Source organism: Microbacterium sp. PI-1 (assembly GCF_004337555.1).
Taxonomy (GTDB): Bacteria; Actinomycetota; Actinomycetes; order Actinomycetales; family Microbacteriaceae; genus Microbacterium; species Microbacterium aurugineum.
The window spans coordinates 82,539-102,003 of record NZ_SJYZ01000006.1 but is presented as its reverse complement, the minus strand read 5'-3'; the positions used below and the strand labels follow the sequence as shown (position 1 = coordinate 102,003).

At 69.6% G+C, this 19,465-nt stretch carries 10 protein-coding genes and 1 tRNA gene; 3 read left to right on the top strand and 8 right to left on the bottom strand.

The features are described from left to right. Positions 1-15: 15 nt before the first annotated feature. On the bottom strand, positions 16-825 hold the full coding sequence (locus E0W80_RS07505) for a carbon-nitrogen hydrolase family protein (RefSeq protein ID WP_240740474.1): 810 nt from the start codon (positions 823-825) through the stop codon (positions 16-18). A gap of 94 nt (positions 826-919) precedes the next feature. Here E0W80_RS07505 and E0W80_RS07500 point away from each other — a divergent pair. Continuing rightward, positions 920-993, top strand: a tRNA-Met gene (locus E0W80_RS07500). Between the two features lie 108 nt (positions 994-1,101). On the opposite strand, the gene E0W80_RS07495 is transcribed toward E0W80_RS07500, so the two are convergent. The 3 genes from E0W80_RS07495 to E0W80_RS07485 form a co-directional block, all read right to left on the bottom strand. Next, complete coding sequence (locus tag E0W80_RS07495) at positions 1,102-2,073, bottom strand: bile acid:sodium symporter (RefSeq protein WP_131491928.1); 972 nt, start codon at positions 2,071-2,073, stop codon at positions 1,102-1,104. 110 nt (positions 2,074-2,183) lie between these two features. Further along, positions 2,184-5,093 (bottom strand): UPF0182 family protein, encoded by a 2,910-nt coding sequence (locus tag E0W80_RS07490; RefSeq protein WP_131491927.1) that lies wholly within the window; start codon positions 5,091-5,093, stop codon positions 2,184-2,186. A gap of 77 nt (positions 5,094-5,170) precedes the next feature. Further along, positions 5,171-6,262 (bottom strand): PDZ domain-containing protein, encoded by a 1,092-nt coding sequence (locus E0W80_RS07485; protein ID WP_131491926.1) that lies wholly within the window; start codon positions 6,260-6,262, stop codon positions 5,171-5,173. A 117-nt stretch (positions 6,263-6,379) separates the two neighbouring features. On the opposite strand from E0W80_RS07485, the gene E0W80_RS07480 reads away from it, so the two are divergent. Beyond that, a complete protein-coding gene (locus tag E0W80_RS07480; protein WP_131491925.1) occupies positions 6,380-7,768 on the top strand; it encodes a zinc-dependent metalloprotease in 1,389 nt (462 codons plus the stop codon). An 830-nt stretch (positions 7,769-8,598) separates the two neighbouring features. Here the strand turns inward: E0W80_RS07480 and E0W80_RS07475 are convergent. Together E0W80_RS07475 and nudC are read right to left on the bottom strand one after the other, a co-directional pair. Further along, positions 8,599-10,320: an ATP-dependent helicase gene (locus E0W80_RS07475; protein ID WP_131491924.1), complete on the bottom strand. Its 1,722-nt coding sequence runs from the start codon at positions 10,318-10,320 to the stop codon at positions 8,599-8,601. Next, on the bottom strand, positions 10,317-11,198 hold the full coding sequence (gene nudC, locus E0W80_RS07470) for an NAD(+) diphosphatase (protein WP_131491923.1): 882 nt from the start codon (positions 11,196-11,198) through the stop codon (positions 10,317-10,319). Before nudC ends, E0W80_RS07475 begins: the two co-directional genes overlap by 4 nt. A 64-nt stretch (positions 11,199-11,262) precedes the next feature. Here nudC and E0W80_RS07465 point away from each other — a divergent pair, with 64 nt between their 5' ends. After that, positions 11,263-12,636: a hypothetical protein gene (locus E0W80_RS07465; protein WP_240740473.1), complete on the top strand. Its 1,374-nt coding sequence runs from the start codon at positions 11,263-11,265 to the stop codon at positions 12,634-12,636. Here the strand turns inward: E0W80_RS07465 and E0W80_RS07460 are convergent. Beyond that, positions 12,582-16,091: an ATP-dependent DNA helicase gene (locus E0W80_RS07460; RefSeq protein ID WP_131491922.1), complete on the bottom strand. Its 3,510-nt coding sequence runs from the start codon at positions 16,089-16,091 to the stop codon at positions 12,582-12,584. The two genes, E0W80_RS07465 and E0W80_RS07460, sit on opposite strands and share 55 nt — an antisense overlap. Further along, positions 16,088-19,309, bottom strand: coding sequence for an ATP-dependent DNA helicase (locus E0W80_RS07455; protein ID WP_131491921.1), 3,222 nt, complete (start codon positions 19,307-19,309; stop codon positions 16,088-16,090). Before E0W80_RS07455 ends, E0W80_RS07460 begins: the two co-directional genes overlap by 4 nt. Positions 19,310-19,465: the final 156 nt, after the last annotated feature.

Here is a 19,465-nt window from a genome sequence, read left to right as displayed (position 1 = left end):
GACCGGATCGTTCCCTCAGCGCGGCACGACGGCGTACCGCCGCACACGGAGCGAGGGGTTCACGGCGCGCACCCGGTCGATCGCAGAGCGTTCCACGACCGCCACCGCGATTCCGGGCGCGGTACCGACCCCGGCGAGGACGACGCCCTGCGGATCGATGATCTGCGAATGCCCGACGCCGATCGGCGTGGGGTGGTCCGCCGCGACCACGTACACGGTGTTCTCGATCGCACGCGCGGCGAGCAGCGTGGTCCAGTGGTGCTCCTTGAGCGGACCTCGCACCCACTCCGCAGGCACGACCAGCGCATCGGTCCCCGCGTCGACCAGCGACCTGGCGACCTCCGGGAAACGCAGGTCGTAACAGGTCATGAGCCCGAACCGCAGACCGGCGAGCTCGAACGTCGATGCCTCCCCCACCTCGCCGGCCTCGATCCAGTCGGACTCGGTCTGTCCGAACGCGTCGTAGAGGTGCTGCTTGCGATAGACCGTGAGGATGCCGTCACCCCGCACCGCGACGAGCGTGTTCCGCACGCGGCGGTCGTCCGACGCGCGCTCCACCAGCCCTGCGACGATCACGACCGCATGATCGGCGGCGAGCGCGGTGAGCGTCGTGACGAAGTCCCCGTCGAGGTCTTCCGCGTTCGCCGCGAGGCTCTCGTCCATCGGGTCGACGAAGTAGCTCGAGTACTCGGGGAAGACGATCAGCCTGGCCCCGCGAGCCGCTGCCTCCGCCGTCAACTCCGCGATCTTCTCGCGGTTCTCCGAACGGGAAGCGGTCGGCGCGAACTGACACACGGCGACGGGGACGGCTGCTGTCTCGGACACACATCCATCCTCCCGCATCGACACGCCCGGGGCGTCATCCCCGGGCGCCTCGATTCGCCGAGGTCCGCATTCCGTGATAAGTTACTTCTTGTGCCGCGGGGTGGAGCAGTTCGGTAGCTCGCCGGGCTCATAACCCGGAGGTCGCAGGTTCAAATCCTGTCCCCGCAACAAATGAAAGGCCCTCTGATCTAGAGAAATCCAGATCAGAGGGCCTTTCGCCTTTCCTGCAAGAGCACGTGCGCGTGGACGTCGCCCGCGGGCGCGAAGCCGGCCGGATCACGAGATCACCCCGGTTCGGATGAGTCGTGGAACGAGCCGGACGAACGCCACCATCACGATCAGCTCGACGATCGTCTGCGTCACCACCACCAACGGTGCGAGAGCGAAGGATGCCGGAAGAGCGAGCGCCAGCGGAAGGACGACGAGCGAGTTGCGTGTCGCGCCGGAGAAGACGATCGCACGTCGAGCGGGGACGCCGAGCTTCGAGACACGACCGGCGACTGCGCCGAGAGGGAGCATCAGGGCGGCGAACCCGAGGAAGATCGGCACGGCGACCCAGAGGTCCGCCAGGCGCGCACTCACGCCGTGCACTTGGGAGGCGACGACGACGGCGAGCGTCAGCATCATCAGCGGCACCATCGCATCGGCCGCCACCGCCTCGACGCTCCGCCCCCACCGCGACCGAGACGCCGCGTACTGCACCGCCCCCGCGGCCGCGAGGGGCAGGAGGATCACCCAGACGAAGGCCTCGATGAACGGGGTGAGCTCGACGGTTCGGACCAGATCCACGCCGACGAACCACCACAGAAAGAGCGGGAGCAGCAGAATCTGTCCGAGCATCAGGATCGGTGCTGCCGCGAGCAGCCGTTCCTTCGCCCCTCCCCCGAGCCCGGTGAACACGATCACATAGTCGACGCAGGGGGTGAGCAGCACCAGGAGGACGCCGGCCAGCAACGCCGCGTCCTGCGCCACGAAACGCGAGAGCCCGAACACCACCACGGGCACGATCACGAAGTTCACCGCGAGGAGGACGGCGAGGAACCGCCCGTCGCGCAACGCCCGGCCGATCGCCGGGAAGGGCACTCCGAGGAAGGTGGCGAAGAGGAGCACACCGAGCACCGGGGTGATCGCGAGTTCGAGCGGACGCGCTGCAGAGGGCACCAGCAGTCCCAGCACGCCACCCGCGGCGATCGCCGCGAGATAGAGAGCGACCTGGTGACGCTCACCCCAGACGATCACGCTTCGCATGCCACCAGCATGTCCTGCCGCACGACCACTCGCGAATCGGAGCCGCGCCGGTGGAACAGAAATGGGCGCCCCCTCACGGGGGCGCCCATTTCACTGGGGTGCGGGACGACTCACTTCTCGGCGGCGGCGTCCAGCTCCAGGAGCTTCTCGACGGCCGCGGTGAGGCGCTCATCGGCCTCCGCGAACTTCGTGAGGTCACCCGACTGCAGCGCCGTCTCACGGTCGACCAGTGCCTGCTGCGCGGCAGCCAAGGCGTCGGCCTGCGCATCCGTCGGCTGCGTGGGCTCGGTCGGCGTCTCGCCGGCGTCCGGGGTCTCCGTGTCCGGGTCACTCGGCTCGACCGTGTCGTCACCACCGGCGGCACCGGAATCCCCGCCGAAGAGCGTGTCCAGAGCCTCGGTCAGCGTGTTCTCGAAAGCGACGCGATCACCGAACGCGACCAGCACCTTCTGCAGACGCGGCAGCTGCGTGCCCTCGGAGGACTGCACATACACCGGCTGCACATAGAGCAGACCGCCACCGACCGGCAACGTCAGCAGGTTGCCGTAGATGACCTCCGACTCTCCCTGTTGCAGCAGGTTGAGCTGAGGCACGACGGACGTGTCGGAGTTGTAGGTGTTCTGCACCTGGCCGGGGCCCGGCACCGTCGTGTCCGTGTCGATCTCGAGCATCCGCAGCTGGCCGTAGCCCTCTGCCTTCACGCCCTTCTCCGAACCGGCGTCCGAGTCCACCGCGAGGTAGCCCATGAGCACGTCGCGGCTGCCGCCCGAGCCCTGCGAGTTCGGGATGAACGTCGAGAACATCGAGAACCGCGGGGAATCCTGGCCGGGCATCTGCATCGTCAGGTAGTACGGCGGCTGCAGCATCGACTCGCTGCGCGGGTCGTTCGGCGTCTGCCAGCGGTTGTCCTGCTGTGCGAAGGAGCCGGCCTTGTCGACGTGGTAGACGCCGAGGATGTCGCGCTGCACCTTGAACAGGTCCGTCGGGTAGCGCACATGGCTCATCAACTCACCCGACATGTCGCTGATCGGCTTCAACGTCGACGGGTAGATCTTCTGCCAGGTCTTGAGGACCGGGTCCTCATCGTCCCAGGCGTACAGCGTCACGGAGCCGTCGTAGGCGTCGACCGTGGCCTTGACCGAGTTGCGGATGTAGTTGATGTCGTCGATGGCCAGCGTCGGCGACGTGACGTTGGAGTCGGCGATCGCGTCCGACAGGCTCACGCTCGTCGAGTACGGGTAGGTCTGGCTCGTGGTGTAGCCGTCGACGATCCAGACGATACGACCGTCCACCACACTCGGGTACGGATCGCTGTCGAGCTCGAGGTAGGGCGCGACCTTCTGCACACGGGTCGTCGGATCGCGGTCGTAGAGGATCTGCGACTCCTCGTTCACGAGGTTCGAGAACAGGATCTGCTCGGACTGGAACTTCAGCGCGTACAGCAGCTTCGTGAACGTGTCGCCGATCTTGGGTCCGCCGTCCCCGGAGAACGTCGTCTTGGTCTCGCTGGAGCCGTCCTTGCCCCGCGGGTAGTCGATCTCGGCCGGCTCGGCGCCTTCGGGCGCTCCGACGATCGAGTACTCGGGCGACTTCTCGCCGAAGTAGACGCGAGGCTCGAAGTTCTCCCGGTCCGTCAGGAACCCGGAGGACGGGATGCCGCGCTCGAGGAACACCGGCTCGCCGTCCGAGGTCCGCTGGTTGCCCGCGGCGGCCACGAGACCGTAGCCGTGCGTGTAGACCGCCACACGGTTGTTCCAGTTGTCGCCGTCGCCGAGACCGGACATGTCGAGGTCACGCACGGACACCACGGTGTCCTGCATCTGGCCGTCGATCTCGTAGCGGTCGACGTCCATGGTCGTCTGGAACTGGTAGTAGCCGCGGTACTGCTCGAGCTGACGCACCGTGGGCGGGATGACCTTGGGGTCCATGATGCGGGTCGACGCCGTGGTCTCGGCATCGGCGCGCAGCTGACCGGCCTCGGCGTCCGTCTTGGCGGCGAACGGCGTGGTCTCGAGGTCTGCGACGCCGTAGGCCTCCTTCGTGCCGTCGATGTTCCGCTGGTAGTACTCCGCCTGGTAGGCGTTCTGGTTCGGCTTCACCTGGAAGGTGGTGACCACCCAGGGGTAGCCGACCCCGACGACGAGCGCGGCGACGATCAGGAGCGCCGTGGCCGCGAGCGGGAAGCGCCAGCGGCCGATGACCGCGGTGACGAAGAACAGGATCGCCACGACGGCGGCGATGATGGCGAGGATCGCGAGGCCCGGGATCGTCGCGTTGACACCCGTGTACGCCGCACCCGTGATGCGGTCGTCGGGCTCGACGAGGGTCTTGTACTGGTCGAGCCACAGGCTCGCCGCCTGCACGAGCAGGTAGAGACCCGCGATGACCGCGAGCTGGATACGCGCAGGCTTGGAGATGCGCAGCTCTCCCTGGCCCACACGAACCGATCCGTACAGGTAGGAGACGAGCGCGGTGACCAGCAGCGCGAGGAGCAGGACCGCCGACACGAACGCGAGCAGGATCGAGTAGAACGGCATCGCGAACATGTAGAACCCGGTGTCGATGCCGAACTGCGGGTCGACACTGGACGTGGCGACACCGTTGGCCCAGAGCCACACCGTCTTCCACTGCCCCGCGGCGGCGAATCCGGCGAAGAGCCCGAAGAAGATCGGCATGCCCCACATCGCGAGTCGACGCAGCGGCTCGATGACCTCCTGGTAGCGGTCCAGCTGAGAGCTGAGCCGCACGTACACCGGGCGCAGCCGGTACGCGAGCTGGATGGCGACGAACAGCGGCACCGCCATTCCGAGGAAGCCCACCACGAACATCACCGCCGTGGCGATCCACTGCGTGGTGAGGACACCGGTGAAGCCCAGCTGGTCGAACCAGAGGAATTCGGTGTAGAGGGAGGCGAACACGAAGAACACCGCGATCAGGGCGGCGATGATCACCAGAGAGATGCCGAGAATACGTCGGGACGTTCGAGGCGTGGCCGGAGTCGGAGCTGAGGTCGAGGTCACCCCTCCATCCTAGGCATCGCTCACTGTGCGCAGGCTGTCATCCCGGTCACGGCGAGGTCACGGTGCCCGGTCGGGGATCAGCTGCCGGCGGTCTCGCACGTCGGCAGCGCGGCGACGTCGCCGTCGTCGGCGATCACCTCGAGCGCGGCGAGCGACTCGTCGAGCGTCGCGGTGCGGATCACCTGGAGTCCGTCCGGGACGTGCCCGACGACCTCGTCGCAGTTCGCCGCGGGCGCGAGGAAGAACTCCGCGCCGGCGTCGCGCGCACCGTACAGCTTCTGCCGGATCCCGCCGATCGGACCGACGGTGCCCGCGGCATCGATGGTCCCGGTACCGGCGATATTCTCCCCACCGTTGAGCTCCCCCTCGGTGAGGGTGTCGATGATCCCCAGCGCGAACATCATCCCTGCACTGGGCCCGCCGACGTTGTCCAACTGGATGGTGACATCGATCTCGAAGTCGTAGTCCGTGCGGAGCGTGACGCCGATGAGCCAGGTCGTGACCCCGCCCTCCACGTGCTCCACCGGTGTCACCTCGACCGTCTGCTCCTCGTCATCACGCAGCACGGTGAGCGTCACGGGGTCGCCCGCCGCCACCTGGATCGCCTCTCGCAGCTGCGTCGCCGAGGCCACTGGTGCGCCGTCGATCGCGGTGATCACGTCGTCGGCCTCGAGCACGCCCTGTGCCGGCGAGTCGGGGACGGCGTCGACCACCACGACCTGCGCGCCGGTGTCGTACCCGAGCTCGTTCAACGCGGCTGCGGTGGCCTCGTGCTGTGAGTCGATCATCAGCGTGGCGTTGCGCTCGTCGCGCTGCTCGGTCGTCACGCCTTCAGGGAAGACGGAGTCCAGCGGCACGACGGCGCGCGAGGAGTCCATCCAGGCCAGGGCCAGCTCGAACCAGCTCGGGGTTCGCTCACGGTTCCCCACGACCTGCACGGTGGTCAGATCGAGCGTGCCGGCCGTCTCGAACGTCTCGGCGCCGTCGACCTTGATCAGCGGAACCTCGTCGCCGTCCTTGTCGGTCGCGGTGCCGAGCGTGTCGTAGACCGGACCGGGCCTTTGGATCACATAGGGCGACGGCAGGAACGTCAGTACGACGAGGGCGACGAGCGCGACGATCAGCGCCCAGACTCCGAGTCCAGGCTTTCCAGACCGCGTTCGATCCACAGCATTCCTCCGTCGTTCGCGAGCGGCGTACACCGATCTGCCCGCATCGGGGTCGCGCGCAGAAACCTGTGACTAGCGTAGATGCCACGGCAAGAGATGTGCTGAGAGGCGAGCGACATGGCAGACAACGACCCGACCCCCGAGGACTTCCAGGAGTTCCTCCGACGGATGCTCGCGAACCAGGGCGGTGGCGACATCGACCCCGAGGCACTGCGCGGCGCGTTCGAAGGAATGGACGGCTTCAGCCTCGACCCCGCGATGATGCAGACGATCATGTCGCAGCTCCAGGGCGCGTTCGGCGGCGACCCCTGGGAGAACGCCCTGCGTCAGGCCCTGTTCATCGCCAACCGCGACGGGCAGGGCATCAGCGACGGATCACGCACCTCACTCGCCGATTCCTTCTCTCTCGCCAACCTCTGGCTGGGCGAGGCGACCACGATCTCGGAGCTCGCCGAATCCCCGATCGCGATGACGCGCGGCGAGTGGGTCGAGAAGACCCTTCCGGTGTGGAAGGAGATCGCCGATCCGGTGTCGACCAGCATCGCCGATGCACTGACCTCCGCACTGGACACCCAGGTCCCCGAGGAGATGCGCGGCGTCGTCCAGGGCGCCGGAAAGCTGATGCGGGGTCTGGGCGGATCCGTGTTCGCGGCGCAGTTCGGGCAGGTACTCGGGAACCTCTCGCTCGAGGTCGTCTCCGGTGGCGACGTGGGAATCCCTGTGCTCCCCGCCGGCACGGCGGCCGTGATCCCGCAGAACCTCACCGCTTTCGGCGAGGGCCTCGAGATCCCGGAAGACCAGATCGCCCTTTACCTCGCCACCCGGGAGCTCGCGTACGCGCGTCTCTACCGGCACGCGAAATGGCTGCACCTGCACGTGATGGCGCAGATCACGGACTTCGCCCGCGGCGTCACGGTCGACGTGGATGCTCTGGAAGACGTCGCGAGCCGGCTCGACCCCTCCGACCCGGAGGAGTTGCGAGCGGCCATCGAGGGTGGCGCACTGCTCCCTGTGCAGAGCGAAGCCCAGCGCGAGGCGCTGACCCGGCTGGAAAACCTCATCGCGACGATCGACGGGTGGGTGGACGTGGTGACCGCACAGGCGACCTCGCGGCTCCCCGACGGTGCGCGCATCGCGGAAGCAGCCCGCCGGAGGCGCGCGGTGGGCGGCCCCGCGGAGGACGCGCTCGGCGCACTCGTCGGGCTCAAGCTTCGTCCGCGGCGGATGCGGGAGGCGTCGGCGATGTGGCAGGCCGTGACGGACGCCGTGGGTATCGGTGCACGGGACTCGCTGTGGGACTACCCCGACCTGATGCCGACCGCCGACGACATCGACGACCCCCGGGCGCTCGTGGCGCGACTGCAGGCCGCAGAGCGCGGTGAGCAGCCGGTCGCCGACGAGTTCGACGAGGCGCTGGCGCGGCTGCTCGACGGCGACGACTTCGCGGAGGACAAGCCCGAAGATGGCGACGACGACGCTGCCCCGGAAGGCGACCGACCCGTCTGACCGACGCGTCGCGGACGGAACGGGGAAGCTGCACTTCTCCTCCCCCGTCGTGCGAATTACGGGAAGTTCTCCACCGAAGCGGCGGAGTGGCGTCCGCCGTGCGCGTGCCCCCTCCAGAATCGGAGGGATGCCGCTCACTCCCCCGATCCTCACGCGCGTGGACCCGAACGCGCCACTGCTGTGGCGCGACGAATGCACGCTCCAGCTCGGCTACGACAGTGCCCTGAGCTTCGATGCTGTCGCCCCCTGGGTGGAGCGCCTCCTCAGCCGCTTGCGCTCGTCCTTCCGCCGGGGATCGTTCGACGTGATCGCCCATGCCGCCGGCGCCCCGCGCGAAGAGGCTCGCGCCCTGCTCGCCCGGGTGGAACCGCTCCTGGTCGATGAGCCAGCCGCGGCCCGTGCCGCCTGGGTCGAGAGCATCGGCATCTCCGACGGCAGGTGCGAATACCGCGTGCGGGAGTCGCTCGTGGACGAGGGCATCACCCTCGTCGATCCTGCTCAGCCACCCGCTGTCGCCGTCGTGCTCGTGCGAGGCGCCGCCGCCGCTCTGCCGTTCGCCCGCTTCCTCCGTGACGACGTCCCGCACCTTCCCGTGTCGTTCGAACCGGGACGCGTGACGGTCGGCCCCCTCGTCATCCCCGGAGCGTCCGCGTGCCTCGCCTGCCGGGACGCACAGGCCACGGATCTCGACCCGGCCTGGCCCCTGCTGCACGCACAGCTGATCGGTCGCGATCCCGGGCCGATCCGCGCGGTGCAGGTCGCCGAGGCCGGACGGATCGCCGCAGTGCTCCTGGGTGAACATCCGGCTTCGGAGAGCCGCATCGCGCAGGTCAGCGCCGACGGCTCGATCGGGTGGCATTCGGTGAGGTTTCACGAAGAATGCCGGTGCCGCGAGCCGTGGTCCCCATCTCAGCGAGGAACCTCGACGGAGACCGCTCTCCCCGCCCCGCCGTTCTCGCCCACGACAGCGACAGGGTCCTCGCGGCGCGCGTGACACCGACGTAGGCCAGGCGCCGCTCCTCATCGACCGATTCGAAGCTCGTCGCGTAGGAGATCGGCAACGACCCCTCGGCCCACCCGGCGAGGTGCACGTGGGGCCACTCGAGGCCCTTCGCCGCATGCAGGGTCGATAGGGTCACCGTGCGCATCGTGGGCTCATGCTGGTCTTTCGCGCGGGCCATGAGCGCGTCGCTGAAGCTGCGCAGATCGGCCTCGGGACCGGCATCCTCCGCGAGGCGCAGGATGGCACGACGCGCCTCCCATCCACCCCGCTGCGCACCGCCCGCAGCCGGCGGCTCCTCCGTGAGTCCGAGCTCGCGCAGGACCCGCTGGACCGCGGGGAGGAACCCGTGCTCGGAGGGAGCCACGGCCGCCGCCCGCAGCGCCAGGATGGCCTGACGCACCTCTGGCATCGCGAAGAAGCGAGTACCCCCCAGCACCGTCGCCGCGATGCCCTCGGCCGCGAGCGCCTGCTGCAGGACCGCGGACTGGGCGTGCGCGCGGTAGAGGACCGCGATCTCCGAGGGCGATGCCCCTGCGGCGAGCTGAGCCGAGATCGAGGCCGCTATCCCCGCGGCCTCCTCGCTCTCGGAGTCGTACGCGGTCACGGTGGGTGCATCGGCCGTGAACTGCTCGCGCGCGGGCACGAGCTCGAGCGCACCGGGACGTCCGTGCATCAGCGCGTTCGCCACGGTCAGGATCGGCGCCTGGGAACGATAGTTCGTCTCCAACCGCACCACCGTGGCGTCGGGGTGACGACGCTCGAACTCGAGCAGGAAGCGCTGGTCGGCGCCGGCGAAGGAATAGATCGTCTGGCTGGCGTCTCCGACCACACAGATGTCGTGCCGATCTCCCAGCCAGAGTTCGAGCAGCCGGTTCTGCAGCGGTGAGACGTCTTGGAACTCGTCGACCGTGAAGTGCCGGTACTGCTCGTGGACGGATGCGGCGACCCGTGGCTCCGTCTCCAGCATCCCCGCGCAGGCGAGGAGCACGTCTTCGAAATCGAGCTGACGGCGGTCGTCCTTCAATGCCTCGTACCCGCGCATCAGTTCGATGAGCTGACCGGTGTCCACTCCGCTGATCGGACGGTCGAGCGCCGCATACTGGTCGATCGAGAGCATCGAGACCTTGCGCCACTCGATCTCGGAGGCGATGTCGCGGAGAGTCGCGGTGCTGGGCCGCAACCGGATCGCATCGGCCGCCTGCCCCAGCATCCGTACCTTGTTGTCGATGATCGACGGAGCGGGCGAACCCGCGAGCGTCGGCCAGAAGAAATTCAGTTGCGCGAGCGCGGTCGCGTGAAACGTCCGAGCGGCGACTCCCTCGACGCCGAGCGCCCGCAGACGCCCCCTCAGCTCGCCGGCGGCCTTGGCCGTGAACGTGACCGCCATGACGCGGGAGGGCGAATAGGCCCCGGTATCGACGCCGTGGGCGATGCGATGCGTGATGACGCGCGTCTTCCCCGTGCCTGCGCCCGCGAGCACGGCCACGGGTCCGCGCAGGACCGATGCTGCCGCTCGCTGCCGCTCGTCGAGGGCATCGAGTGCGCTCACGCGCGCTCCTCGTACCAGTCGACGATCAACGCGCGGGCGATCGACGCGGGCCCGGGAAGGCCCACCGGCCCCCGCCCTGCCAGCGCGGAGCCGATCTCCGCACGGGAGAACCAGCGCACGTCGATGATCTCCTCACCATCGGCGAGCGCAGCGGACTCCTCGTCCACGACGGCCCGGAAGCCGACCATGAGGGAACGCGGGAACGGCCAGGCCTGCGAGGAGACATACCGCAGCGACGACAGCCGCACGCCCGACTCCTCCTCGATCTCCCGGTGCACGGTCGACTCGAGCGACTCCCCTGCCTCGGTGAACCCGGCGAAACAGGAGTACATGCGACCGCCCCAGTTCGCGTTCGCTCCGAGCAGCAGCCGCTCGCCGTCACGGCTCTCGACCGCGACGATCACCGCCGGGTCGGTGCGGGGGAAGTGCTCGCGAGCGCACACCAGGCACCGTCGTGACCATCCCGCCTGCCGCAGCTCCGTCCCACCCCCGCATGTCGGGCAGAACGGCGCATCGCGGAGCCAGCCGGCGAGGGCGATGGCGCCGATGAGGAGTTCCGACTCCTGATCGTCGATACGGCCGCCGAGGTCGCGCAGCCCGAGCCAGATCTCATCCGGCGCCGCGTCGAGGGAATCGGTCTCCGGAGGGGCTGCGGCGAGGAGCACCACTGCACCGTCGGAATCCCGTCCGAGCAGAGCCCAGGTGGCTTCGACGACGGCCGAGGGAGGAACCCGCAGCAACGTCGAATCGACCACCCGGACGCGCCCTTCACGGACGACGATCACGCGGGTGGCGGGGTCTTCTCGGAGGCGTTCGAGGACGTCCGCCTCATCGCGGAGTTCGGCTGCACGGTCGAGAGACGGGCGCTGACTGGTCATCGACTCCCTCTTTCACGGGCGTGGCGGAGGCGGGACCGCCCCTGAGCCGACCTACCCTGGGGGCATGGGACGCTCTCCTTTCACTCTAGCCGCGGCAGTGACCGCTGCACTGCCCGGGGCGGAGGTCACGGGGGCGCGCCGTCTGAGCGCCGATGGCGATGGACGGTTCGACTCGGCGATCGCCACTCTCACCGACGGCCGTGAGCTCGCGATCCGCGTCGCCGACGATGACGAGACAGCGCGGGAACTGGCTGCCGAAGCGCTCGCCCTGCGCGCGCTGACCGACGGGGCACGCGCCATGCTCCCCTTCCGTGCCCCGGCCTACATCGGCGAGACTCGGCTCGGCGAAGGACGTGCTCTCGTCACCGAACTCCTCCCCGGATTCCAGATCGAGGCGGCCATGGTGCCCGCCGGTCGCGGCGCCGCGGAGTCCATGGGCGCCTCGATCGCCGCCGTCCATGGTCTACCCACCTCGGTCGTGCGCGGTGCCGGTCTCGCCACGCGCAGCGCCGAGGAGAGCCGCGCAGAGCTGGAGCGCCTGGTCGACACCGCGGCCGCCACCGGCCGCGTCCCCGCGCGCCTCACCGTGCGGTGGCGTGACGCCGTGGCCGACGATGAGCTGTGGCGCTTCGAATCCACCGTCGTCCTGGGCGGCGTGCAGGCGACCTCCTTCCTGTTCGACGATCACCCCGAGCGCGGCCCCGAGGTGGTCGGCGTGGTCGGCTGGCACGGCCTCTCGGTAGGAGACCCTGCCCTCGACCTCTCCTGGTTGTCCGCTGCACCGGACGCCGCCGAAGACGTCCAGCGCGCGTATTCTCGCGCGATCGACCGGGCGCCGGACGCCGGCCTCGAGGTGCGCGCCCGCCTTCTCGCCGAGCTGGAGTTCGCCCGCTGGCTCGTGCACGGCGACGCGATGCATCGGCCCGACATCGTCGACGATGCGGCGTCCCTGCTGGAGGCACTCGCCGAGGGACTGCGCACCGACGACCTCGCCATCATCGACGCCCGAGGTGTCGGCGTCGACTCCGCACTCGATGCTCTCGACCGCGTGCCGAAGGACGCCGTCGCCGAGGTCGACACGTCGATGCACACCGATGCGTACAACCCCGAGGAGCTGTGGGCGGACTCGGCGGACTCGGCGGACGGGGAAGACACGGTGACCGCGTCCTCCGCCGAACCGACCGCGACCGTGCCCGGCGAGCGCGTCGACGACGCCGACCGTCGTGCCGGGATGCTGGATATCGAGACCGAAGATCTCTCCGGGGTCGCGAGCCTGTTCGCCGGGACGAGCGGTCCGGCCGGCGCGCGCGAGGACTCCCACCCGCGTCCCCCGCGATCCGACGACGAGTACGGCGATTTCGACGAGAACGACTCGGACGAGGCTCAGCGGGCGGCGCGCGCGGCGCTCCAGCGCTGGAAGAGCTCTTCCTCGGAGTAGACCCGGTCGCCGCGGATGATCAGGTCGTCCGCCACGTAGTACAGCGCGACATCGATCGCCTCCAGCGGCACGTCGTACCGTCGGTGGTATGCGAGTCGATAGAGCGCGAGCTGCAGCATCCGCTCGTCGCGCTCCTTCGCCGTACGCGGAGCCCTGCCCGTCTTCCAGTCGACGATCTCGATGCGGTCACCGCGATCGGCACGCCGGTACACGGCATCGAGCTTGCAGATGACGATGTGCGCCGATCCCGCATCGACGTCCGGCAACCCGGCGCCGAGGGCGAAGTCGATCTCGATCTCCACCGCGATCGGCTGCAGCGGGCCCCACTCACTGCGCTCGAACGTCGCCTGGAGGACCGCGAGATCAGCGGCATCCGCCGATGCCCCCGGCGCGTCGGATCCCGCCGTCGCTCCGACCGCGGGATCCGGGGCGACGTCGTCTTCGTCCACCTCCCAAAGCGCCTCGTCCACACGCGTGCCGACGCCGACGAGTTCGGATCTCTGTTCCACCCACGCATGGAAGAGGGTGCCGAGGCGGGTCTGTCGGTACGGTCTCTCCGGCATCGGCCGGACGATCGACGACAGCGTGCCGGAGAAATCCGTCACGTAGTCCTTGAACCGCGATGCCGGCACACGGGTCGGGGCCTCGGCATCGTTCCCGCGTTGCCGGGCGGCACGTTCGGCCAGCAATCGCGTGAGCTCGATCGACGGCTCGGCGACACCGACACGGACCGCCTCGTCGACGGCGCTCGCTGCCGCCGAGACGGTCGCGCGCCGGGCACCCAGCGGGTCGAGCGGCCAATGCAGCGTCGATCCGGGACCGTCGTAAGGGTTGTCGTCGGGATCCACCGGGGCGATCGGCTCGACTCCCACCACTTCCATCGCCTCGACCAGGTACGGGCTCGGCGTCCGTGGCGCCTTCTGGCCCGCCCAATGTGCGCCGCTGAGCAGGAGATCGGTCCGCGCACGTGTCACCGCGACGTAGGCGAGACGCCGCTCCTCCTGCTGCTGATACGCCCGGTACGCGTCCTTGAAGCGCTTGAGCGCGCCGCCCAGCGGATTCGCCTTCGTCGCGCCGCCTGACAATGAGGCCTGTGCGAGCTTCTGCCTCTTCTGCGGATCGGTCTCCTCCCCCATCGCCTCGACGGGGTCCCACTCGAAGCGAGGGAGCGCATCCCGATCACCGCGGAGGGCGAACGGAACCACACCGAAGCCGAACCACCCCGAAGTGTCGGAGACACGGCTGGGGAGCTCGTCGACCACGAGACGCACGACGGCGACCGCATCCCATTCCAGGCCTTTCGAGCCGTGGATGGTCAGCAGCTGCACGACACCCGGCTCCGGAGGCTCAGGGCGCGGCATCAGCTCGTCGGTGCTCTCGGCCTTGTCGAGCCACGCCAACAGGCTCCCGATGCTCCCTCGCTCGTCGGCCGCGAGGAAGGCCCGCACCTCGTCCGTGAACGCCCGCAGTTGCGTGGCGGCGATCCGGGCCGGGCCTCGTGTCTCGTTGGCGGCCAGTTCGATGTCGAGTCGGAGCTCGAGTTCGATGAGACGGATCAGTTCCGGGATCGGTTGCGACGCCGCCCGCCGGAGCCGTTCCAGCATCTCCCCCGCGGCACGGACGCGTGCACGTCCGTCCGGGCTGATCGTCTCGAGCAGACGGTAGTCATCACGCACCGCGCGCACCACGTCGACCGCGTCGACGATGGACACCGCCTCATCGGCACCGCGCGAGGAACGCAACCGCGCGCGCACCTCTTCCGGCAGCGGTGCCAACGCGGTGTCTCGCTCCGAGAGCGCGCGACCGAGGTCGTAGAGGGCGGCCATGTCGGCGACCCCCACCCCGAAGCGGGGTCCCGTGAGGAGGCGGATCAGGGCGGACCCCGCCGTGGGGTCGTGCACGACCCGGAGTGTCGAGACGACATCGACCACCTCGGGAGTCGCGAGCAGCCCGCCCAGGCCGAGGATGCGGTGCGGGATGCCCCGCGCGGCGAGTGCAGCCGCGAAAGTCTGCATGTGACGCTTCGACCGGAACAGGATCGCACCGGTGTGCGGACGCAGACTCTGCGCAGCGCCGACCCCGCGCGCCTCATGCTCCTCCCTCCGCGCGGCGAACCAATCCGCGACGGCAGAGGCCTCGTCATCGACCGTGAACGCGTACTCGACGGACACCGAGCCGTCCCCCGCTCCGGGACGAGGCTCGAGGGGCGGCACGTCGAGTCCCGGCCGCTGCAGGGGCTCGAGCACACGGTTGGCGATGCCGAGGATGCCGCGGTCGTTGCGCCAGCTCGTCATGAGGCTGTAGGTCTGCGCCGTTCCGGTGCCCGAGAACGTCCGCGAGAAGGCGTAGAGGTTATCGGCGCTCGCACCGCGCCAGCCGTAGATGGACTGGTGGGGATCGCCGACCGCCATCACCGCGGAGTCCCGGAAGAGTTCGGCGAGGAAGCGGGTCTGGATGACCGACGTGTCCTGGTACTCGTCGAGCAGCACGACACGATGCTGCTCCCGAAGCTCGTCGCGCACGTCGGGCGCGGACTCGACGATGTCATATGCACCACCCACCTGATCGGCGAAGTCGAGCACGCCGCGGCGCTCCTTCTCGGCCATGTAGTCACGCACCAGACGGGAGAGCGTCGGCAGGCTGAGCAGGTTCACGGCCGCCTTCTCCACGTCGGCATTGCCCCGGTAGGCCGCGAAGGCGAGTGCCTGGTCCCGCGCGATCCGTTCTGCCACCTCCAGGTCGACTCGATGGTCGAGGGCGTCGCCGGCGAGGCGCTGGACCGCGTCGATGATCGTGCCGAGCGCGAAGTCGATGTTCTCCAGCTCAGGAAGATCGCTGCGGAGCACGACCTCACGGGCCAGCATCCAGGAGGCGGCCTGGCTGAGCATGGCCACGTCGGGATCACGGCCGATGCGCGCAGCATGTTCGCGGACGATCCCGTCGGCGAAGGCGTTGTAGGTCGACACCCGCGGACGGATCATCACGTCTTCCGCCGCGCGGGGAATCGCAGGGTCCCACCCGGTGCCGTGATGAGCGGCGAGCTCGTCGAGGACATGCCTGCGCACCACCTCGCGCTGCCGCCCCTCGGCGGACTCCTCGACCCGGCGAAGGGAGCCGTCGGCCACGATCTGCGCCAGATGGGGCAGCAGGCCTCGGTGGCCGTACTCGTCGATGACCGCCAAGCGGTGGCCTATCCGTTCGGCGAGTTCTCCCGCGGCCTTGCGGGTGAAGGTGAGCCCGAGGATCTCGTCACGTCGTACGTGTCCGTTCGCGACGAGCCACACCACTCGCCCGGACATGGTCTCGGTCTTGCCGCTGCCGGCTCCAGCGACGACGAGCGCCGGCTCCGGGGGCGCCTCGATCACCCGCTGCTGCGCGGGTGTGGGCGGAGGCTGTCCGAGCGCGGCCGCGATGTCGGTCGCAGAGATCCCCTCGCCGCCGCTCCACCCGGTCATGCGCTCACCGCCGGGACGGTGTGGATGCGGCACGGATGCACGCGGCGCTGGGTGTCGGCGCAGTGCGACTCGACCTGCGCCGTGAAGCTCGACGCCGACATGCCGCGGGCGGCATCCGAGACGCGACGCAGGAAGGCCGCCCGCGATTCGTCGCTGAGCGTGTGCTGATGCGCGATGCGGTACTCGCTCTTGGCAAGCGTCTTGGAGACGATCACGAGACGCGCCCCGGCCAACGAACCCGGTGGAGCGTCTTCCACCAGGCCCTGCTGGACGGCGACCTGATAGGCCGCGAGCTGCGCGTGCTCGCGCACACCGGGATCTGACTCGGGGTCGTTCTTCCCGGTCTTCAGATCGACCACCACGATGCGGCCGTCCGGGCCGCCAGACATCCGTTCCCAGCCGCGTCCGCGTGCGGCGCCGTGCTCGCCCGCATCCGGCGGATACGCCTCGACGCGATCGATGTACCCGTGGATGATCGCCTGGTTCGCGCGGTCCTCCCCGACGGGATGCACGGCGGGCACCGCGTGCGCATCGCCCTCAGCCACCACGTCGACGGCGAAACGGAACTCCACCTCGCTGCCGAGGACACGCCCGCCTTCGCGGCGCACCTCGCCGAGATACGTGTGCAGGCGCCCGACGAGCAGATCGGCGCGTCGACGCTCCTTGCGGCCGATCCACTCGGTCTCGAAGTCGAGTTCCGGCCAACGCTCCGCGACGATCGCACGCATCTGCTCGACATCGCCGTCGGGCACCCGCTCCATCGCCTCGTGCACGATCGTGCCGATCCCCGCCGTCGGCGGCATCACCGTGTCTCCGCCGAGAGCCGAGACGACCCAGTTGAGTCCGCACTCCTCGAAGGACTCCATCTTCGAGGGCGAGACCCGCGCGCCGTCGACGGCGAGATCGCGCAGTGGCGCCTGCGTGGAAGGGGCCGTGACGCCGTACCACTCGGCGGGGTCGGCGCCCGGCACGCCTTCTCGGGCGAGGACGGCGAGCTGGCCTGCCGCGTCACGTCTGAGCGAATCCGAGTGCGCCGTGGTCAGCGTCCGTCGGTACCGGGCGACCAGCCCCCGCAAAGTGAGCGGATGCTCGGCCGATGCGTGGCGCTCCGGCGGGTGCGGGGCGGGCAGGAAGGCGAAGAACGGGCTCGGGGTGAGGTCGTCGTCATCGACCGCGGTGATCAGGAGTCGCTTCCGTGCCCGCGATACGGCTCGCACGAACAGGCGGAGCTCGTCATGCAACGCTGCCCGCCGGCGGTCCAGCACCCCGGGCGGTTCGATGCTCACGCCGGTGCGAGCGGCTTCGAGCGCATCGGCCAGACGCCAGGTCTGCAGCAGACCGCCGCGGAGACGGACGTTGGGCCAGACGCCGTCCTGCACCCCGGCGACGACGACGGCGTCGAACTCCGTGCCGAGCGCCGTGGCCGGAGTCAGCAGCGTGACCTTGCCAGGACGGTCCGGGGTCGACAGGGAATCCTCGGGGACCTCGCTGTCGAGGACGTCGCGCACGAAGGCCTCGGACTTCTCGTTCGGAGTGCGCTCGACGAAGCGCTTCGCCGCGTCGAAGAGCGAGACGAGCGCGTCGAGCGAACGGGCCGTCTCCGCTCCGGTGGGCAGCAGGGAGATCTCGCGCCACGCCACCTGCAGACGCCGACCGTCGACGGCACGAGCCTGCTCCCACACCCGCCACAGCAGATCGTGGATCGTCTCGCCCTGGTCGGCGGCACGCGCCACCGCCTCGATCGTCTCCGCGAAGCGCTCGGCAGAGCGGGATTCCGGCGAGTCGATGAGCGTCAGGTGGCTGGGGTTCGCCATCGCCTGGCGCAGCAGCTCGCGCGCAGGCGTCGACCCGCCCTGTGCGAGTTCGATGTGCCGGAGGCGGGCGCGGAGACGGCGGAGCCCGATCGCGTCCATCCCCCCGAACGGGGTGCGCAGCGCCTCCTCCAGCGCCTCCGGGGTGCGCTCCTCGACCGGCGTCAACGCGAGGCGCACGATGCCGACGATGTCACGCACGATCCCTTCGCTCCCGAGCGGACGCTGCACACCGGCGGCGCGCGTGGGGACCTCCCTGGCCGCGAGCTCGGTCTCCAGCGTGGTCACCTGACGCGTGTCGTGAGCGATGACGGCCATCCGATCCCAGCGGATTCCCTCGGACAGATGCCAGTCGCGCATCACACCGGCGATGCGGTCCAGCTCTTCGTAGGGAGACGGGGCGACGAAGGTCGACACATGCGCATCGACCTCCTCCGGGTCGACGGGCACTGGCGCCCGACGATGCTCGACGCGTCCGGAGACTCCGATCGCCTGTGTGACGGTGCGAGTCAAGGCGGTGAGCGCCGGATGCTGCCGGTGCGCGCCGTCGAGCACATGCACCTCGCCGACGGCACCGGCGAGCTGCGCGAAGAGCTCCGGGCTCGCGCCACGGAACGACCCGGATGAGATATCGGGATCGCCGAACGCCAGCACCGCGATGCCCCGCCCCCGCAGCGCTCTGACGACATCGATCCCTCCGCGGGTGAGCTCCTGTGCGTCATCGATCAGCACGACGCGCAACGGCGCGAGCGGGCCGAGCGTCGCCGCCTCGGCCGAGCGCAGGATGGCAGCTGCCTCGCTGAGCAGGTCCGCGGCGTCGCGGTGCGCGGAACGCAGAGAGTCGAGTACCGTCCGGTACTCGACGAGGAACTCCGCGGCTGCCACCCACACATCGTTCCCCGAGGCGCGGAGCTCGTCCGGCCGGGCCCCGATCTCGGTGCACTCCGCGAGGAACGCGCGGAGCTCCGAACGGAATCCCTTCGACGCGCGCACCGAGCCGCTGAGCGCGTCCGGCCAGGGGATGCGACCGTCTTCGGCGTCACCGGCGAGCAGATCCGCGATGATGCGGTCCTGGTCGGCTCCGGTGAGCAGCGCAGGCGGCTCCGCTCCCTCGCGCACCATCGCCCCCCGGACCAGCTGGAAGGCGAAGGAGCCGAGCGATCGCGCCAACGGCCCCGGGGTCGCCTGCCCGATGCGGACACCGATCCGGTCACGCAGTGCGGTCGCGGCCTGGCGGCTCGGCGTGAGTGCCAGCACCTGCTCGGGTCGCAGATCGGCCGCATCGAGCAGGTGCACGACGCGGTCGACGAGCGTTCGCGTCTTTCCTGTTCCCGGCGCCCCGATGATGACACCGGAGGCGAACGGCTCGGCGGCGATCACAGCTCGCTGCGCGGCATCCGGTGTCATGCCCTCCACGCTATCCGGACGCGGGGACATCGTCGTGCGCGCCTGCACACGACACCCTCGCGACCCGCCACCGCCCGACGTGTGCGCTCACGGCGAAACCGACGCCGGGTGCCGATCCCGCCCGATGCCCGCGGGGTAGAGTTGGGCCAGTCCCCG